Raw genomic sequence first — 4,973 nt, 5'->3', positions numbered from 1 at the left:
CCCCTGGGTGCGCCACCGCCGCGTCGATGATCGGAGCCGCGATCGTACTTCGGTCCGCCGCTCTTCACGGTCGGGGCAACAACTTTCGGCGCCTCGCGCAACGGTGCGATCTCACCGACGAGTTCATGCACCGGAGCCGAGTCCGCGGTGACCTCCTGGGGCCGCACGGTGATACCCGCACGGCGCAGCAGTTGCTGGGTGTCCCTGCGCTGTTCGGGCAGTACGACGGTGACGACGTCGCCGTCGCTCCCGGCCCGGGCGGTACGCCCCGAGCGATGCAGATATGCCTTGTGTTCCATCGGCGGGTCGACGTGGACGACCAGTTCGACACCGTCGACATGGACACCGCGAGCAGCGATGTCGGTGGCCACGAGCACCCGCGCTGTGCCACTGGTGAATGCGGCCAGGTTGCGGTCGCGAGCCGGCTGCGACAGGTTGCCGTGCAGATCCACCGACGGCACCCCGGATTCGGTCAGCTGCTTGGCCAGCTTGCGCGCCTGATGCTTGGTGCGCATGAAGAGGATCCGGCGTCCCGTGCCGGAGGCCAGGCGGTGCACCAGGTCTTTCTTCTGCTGCACTCCGCCGACGTGGAACACGTGATGGGTCATCACCGCGGGCACCTCATCGGCCTCTTCGACCGAGTGCAGCACCGGGTCGCGCAGGAACCGCTTGACCAGCTTGTCCACCCCGTTGTCCAGGGTGGCCGAGAACAACAGTCGTTGACCGCCGGCGGGCGTCGCCGTCAAGATCCGGGTGACGCCGGGCAGGAAGCCGAGATCGGCCATGTGATCGGCCTCATCGAGCACCGTGATCGCGACGTCGTCGAGCCGGACCAGCTTCTGGCGCATCAGATCTTCGAGGCGCCCGGGGCAGGCCACCACGATGTCGACGCCGCCGCGCAGAGCGCTGACCTGGCGGCTCTGCGAGACACCGCCGAAGATGGTGGTGACACGCAGGCCTGCTGCGGCCGCGAGCGGCTCCAGCACGGCGGTGATCTGTGTCGCGAGTTCCCGCGTGGGAGCCAGGACCAGACCGGTCGGGCGGGACGGCTGACTGCGGCGCCCGGTGAGCGTCGCGACCAGCGGAAGCGAGAAGGCCAGCGTCTTGCCGCTGCCGGTCTTTCCGCGGCCGAGCACATCGCGACCGGCAAGCGAGTCGGGCAGGGTGGCGGATTGGATGGGGAACGGTTCGTTGATGCCACGCTCGGTCAGCGCGCGCACCAGCGGTGCGGGGACTCCGAGGTCAGCAAAAGATTGCAGGGTCATGTGTGCCTTTCCAGCCTGTTCGGGCAGCGTGTGCCCGGGCAACCGCGACGGAATCCGTCCAGCGGGAGTGCGCACACAGTGGCGGTTTCGCCGTAGTGGGTGATCTGGCGCCGGCGTTGTCCATTGAGTGGGCGGGTGTTCCGCAGCCGACGTTCTGGTTGAGCCTACCGCACCACCGTGTCTGCGACGCAGTCGCCGCGATCAGTACGTCGCGAACTCGCTCAACCCGACAGCGAGCGGAATCGGTACGCGTGCCTTGATCCTGGTGCCAGAAGCGCTGTGCTCCATGGCATCGACGCGCCCGTCGGCATGCACGCGGTTGACGAGATCGCCACGGCTGTAAGGGATTGTGACATCGATCACCACGTCGCGGGGGGCGATCAACTCCGCCATCCGGGAGCGCAACCGCTCCATCCCGTCGCCGGTGCGTGCGGACACGAACACCGCGTCGGGCAGCGCGCGCCGCAACTTCGCCAGAGCCAGATCCCCGGCGGCGTCGATCTTGTTGACCACCAGCAATTCTGGCGCCGCTTTGCCGTCGTGGTCGGCGATCACCTCGCTGATGACCTGGCGTACCGCGTTGATCTGCGCCAGCGGATTGACATCCGATCCGTCGACGACGTGCAGCAACAGCTCGGCGTCGACGACCTCCTCGAGGGTCGACCGGAACGCCTCGACCAGCTGGGTCGGCAGATGGCGGACGAACCCCACGGTGTCGGTCAGGACGATCTCCCGACCGTCGGCGAATTCACCACGGCGAGTGGTCGGCTCGAGGGTCGCGAACAACGCGTTCTCGACCAGCACACCGGCACCGGTCAGCGCGTTGAGCACACTGGATTTGCCGGCGTTGGTGTAGCCGACGATGGCCACCGAAGGCAGGTCGCTGCCGAGCCGCCGGCTGCGCTGCGTATCGCGCACCTGCTTCATCGCGCGAATTTCCCTGCGCAGCTTGGCCATTCGTTCCCGGATCCGGCGGCGGTCGGTTTCGATCTTGGTCTCACCCGGACCGCGGGTACCCACCCCGCCGCCGCTGCCACCCGCACCACCACCCTGCCGGGACATCGACTCACCCCAGCCGCGCAGCCGCGGCAGCATGTACTCCATCTGAGCGAACGCCACCTGGGCCTTGCCCTCCCGACTGGTGGCGTGCTGGGCGAAGATGTCGAGGATCAGCGCGGTGCGGTCGATGACCTTGACCTTGACCGCCTTCTCCAGCGCATTGAGCTGCGCGGGGCTCAGTTCGCCGTCGCAGATCACGGTGTCGGCCCCGGTGGCTTGGACCACCTCCCGCAGCTCCTGCGCCTTGCCCGAGCCGATGTAGGTCGAAGGGTCCGGCTTGTCGCGGCGCTGGACCAGGCCCTCGAGCACTTCGGAGCCTGCGGTCTCCGCAAGCGCGGCGAGCTCGGCCAGGCTGGCATCGGCATCGGCGGCGGTGCCGTCTGTCCACACGCCGACCAGGACGACACGTTCGAGCCGCAACTGGCGGTACTCGACCTCGGTGACGTCGGCGAGTTCGGTCGACAGGCCCGCCACGCGGCGCAGCGCCACCCGGTCTTCGAGGGCGAGTTCGCCGGTGCTGGGAATGTTGGGTTCAGTCATGTACTCGGAGATGTTGCCCTCTCGGGGTCCGTCCTGCATCTGATTTACTGCGCCCGCCACCATGCGTCGGACAGTTCGCCGTCGGCGACCAGCACCGAAGGCCCGCGCAGGTAGCTGGCTGCGTCGGTGATGGTCACCGCGACCTCACCGCCGGGAACCCGGACCCGCAGGGCACCGGTCGTACGTCCGTCGTGCTGCAGGGCGGCGAACGCGGCGGCCACCGTTCCCGTCCCACACGAACGGGTCTCCCCCACTCCACGTTCATGCACCCGCATGGTCACTGCGCCGTCGACGGGGGCGGTCAGGACTTCGACATTGACTCCTTCGGGAAACTGCGAGGCGTCGAAGGAGACGGGCGCGGCCACATCGAGGGCGGTCAGGTCGGCATCGGTGAGGGCGCCGTCGACACAGGCCAGGTGAGGATTGCCGACGTCGACCGCCACCCCGGTGAAACGGCGCCCACCGACGACGGCCGAACCGCTCCCGAACTGACTGGCCTTGCCCATCTCGACGGTGACGTCCGCGCGCAGCGCACCGGCGTCGTGCAGTTCGACCGGGCGCGGACCGGCCAGTGAGCCGACGACGAACTGACGGCGCCGTTCCAAACCGTGCGCCCACAGGTAGTGGGCGAAAACCCGCACTCCGTTTCCACACATCTGTGCAGGTGAACCGTCGCCGTTGCGGTAGTCCATGAACCAGTCGTCAGCGCTCACGCCTTCGGGCAGTTCCTCGAGTACCCCCGCATCGCGGGCTGCGCCGGCGATGGTGACTCGCAGCAGTCCGTCCGCTCCGAGGCCACGCCTGCGGTCGCAGAGCGCAGCGACCGCCGCCGGCGTCAGGTCGATCGCGGCGGTCAGGTCGGGCAACAGCACGAAGTCGTTCTCCGTACCGTGCCCCTTGGCGAACTTCACCTGCTCAGGATACGTCGCGCCACAACTGCAGCACCCGGTCGACGTTTCCCGGGGCGGCTCCGTCGAGCCAGGTGATGCGGTGATCGCGGCGGAACCACGACCGCTGTCTACGCACATAGCGGCGCGTGCCGATGAATGTCGGCTCGTGGGCGGCCGATCCGTCGCCGCCGGCATCCAGGTCGGCGATCACCTGCGCGTATCCCAGCGCCCGCGACGCCGTCACCCCGTCGCGCAGACCCCTGCCCAGCAGCGAGATGACCTCCTCGACCAGACCGCAGGCGAACATCGTGTCCGTTCGGCGCGCCAGTCGTTCGTCAAGAATCGTTGTCTCCCAATCCAACCCGATGATCGCGGTGTTCCAGCGCGGCGCACCGATCCGGGGCGCCGACGCGGCGAACGGCTGTCCGGTGAGCTCCACGACCTCCAATGCCCGCACGATGCGGCGGGCGTCGGTGGGCAGTATCGATGCCGCCGCGGCCGCGTCGACGCGAGCCAGTTCCCGGTGCAGCGCAGCCACGCCGCCCTCGGCGAGGCGCTGCTCCCACCGTGCCCGTACCTGCGGGTCGGTGGCGGGAAAGGACCATTCGTCGAGCAGTGACTGGATGTAGAGCATCGATCCGCCGACCACGATCGGCACCGCCGACCGCGCGGCGATCGCCTCGACGTCCGCCGCCGCGGCCTGCTGGTAGCGGGCGACGGTGGCGGTCTCGGTGACGTCGAGCACGTCGAGTTGGTGGTGGGGCACCCCGCGGCGCTGCTGCACCGGCAGTTTGGCGGTGCCGATATCCATGCCGCGGTAGAGCTGCATCGCGTCGGCGTTCACCACCTCGGCGGCGACCTCCGCGGCGAGCGCCGCCGCGATGGCCAGCGCCAGCTCCGACTTGCCCGTTCCGGTCGGCCCGACGATGGCCAGCGGGCGCGGGTTGCTCACGGATGCCAGACGCCGACGAAGTAGCCGACGCCGTAGGGCGCACCGCGGTAGAGCTCCCGGGTCGTCCGTACAGGGGAATCGACGAGTCCGGCCAGTACCTGGTGGGCGACGCGGCCGACTATGCCGTCGGGCAGGCGGGTCAGCGCCGTGGTGTCACCCGCCGCGAGAGCATCGTCCAACGCGGCCTGCACGGGGACCGACTGCGGGTCGAAGCCTCCCGGCGCAGGTGGGGTGAGTGTGTTGGCGCCGTCGGCCACGACGAGGACC

General features: G+C 69.0%; 4 protein-coding genes and 1 pseudogene. All 5 read right to left on the bottom strand.

Annotation, left to right across the window (positions count from 1 at the left end):
* Nucleotides 1–1,265, bottom strand: a 1,265-nt coding sequence (locus tag WA965_RS17405) for a DEAD/DEAH box helicase (RefSeq protein ID WP_526447858.1), incomplete at its 3' end; no start/stop codon positions are given.
* Nucleotides 1,266–1,466: 201 nt separating this feature from the next.
* The gene (gene hflX, locus WA965_RS17400) at nucleotides 1,467–2,864 is read right to left on the bottom strand and encodes a GTPase HflX (protein WP_526296197.1); all 1,398 of its coding nucleotides are present in this window, start codon (nucleotides 2,862–2,864) and stop codon (nucleotides 1,467–1,469) included.
* Nucleotides 2,865–2,908: 44 nt separating this feature from the next.
* Nucleotides 2,909–3,775 (bottom strand): diaminopimelate epimerase, encoded by an 867-nt coding sequence (gene dapF / locus WA965_RS17395; protein ID WP_526296195.1) that lies wholly within the window; start codon nucleotides 3,773–3,775, stop codon nucleotides 2,909–2,911.
* A gap of 4 nt (nucleotides 3,776–3,779) precedes the next feature.
* Nucleotides 3,780–4,706 (bottom strand): tRNA (adenosine(37)-N6)-dimethylallyltransferase MiaA, encoded by a 927-nt coding sequence (gene miaA, locus WA965_RS17390; RefSeq protein WP_526296193.1) that lies wholly within the window; start codon nucleotides 4,704–4,706, stop codon nucleotides 3,780–3,782.
* Nucleotides 4,703–4,973: pseudogene (locus WA965_RS17385) on the bottom strand (hypothetical protein); the annotation flags it as partial. The pseudogene WA965_RS17385 and the gene miaA, both read right to left, overlap by 4 nt.

This window comes from Mycobacterium sp. (assembly GCF_049683935.1).
Lineage (GTDB): Bacteria > Actinomycetota > Actinomycetes > Mycobacteriales > Mycobacteriaceae > Mycobacterium.
This window is presented reverse-complemented; position numbering and strand designations above follow the sequence as displayed.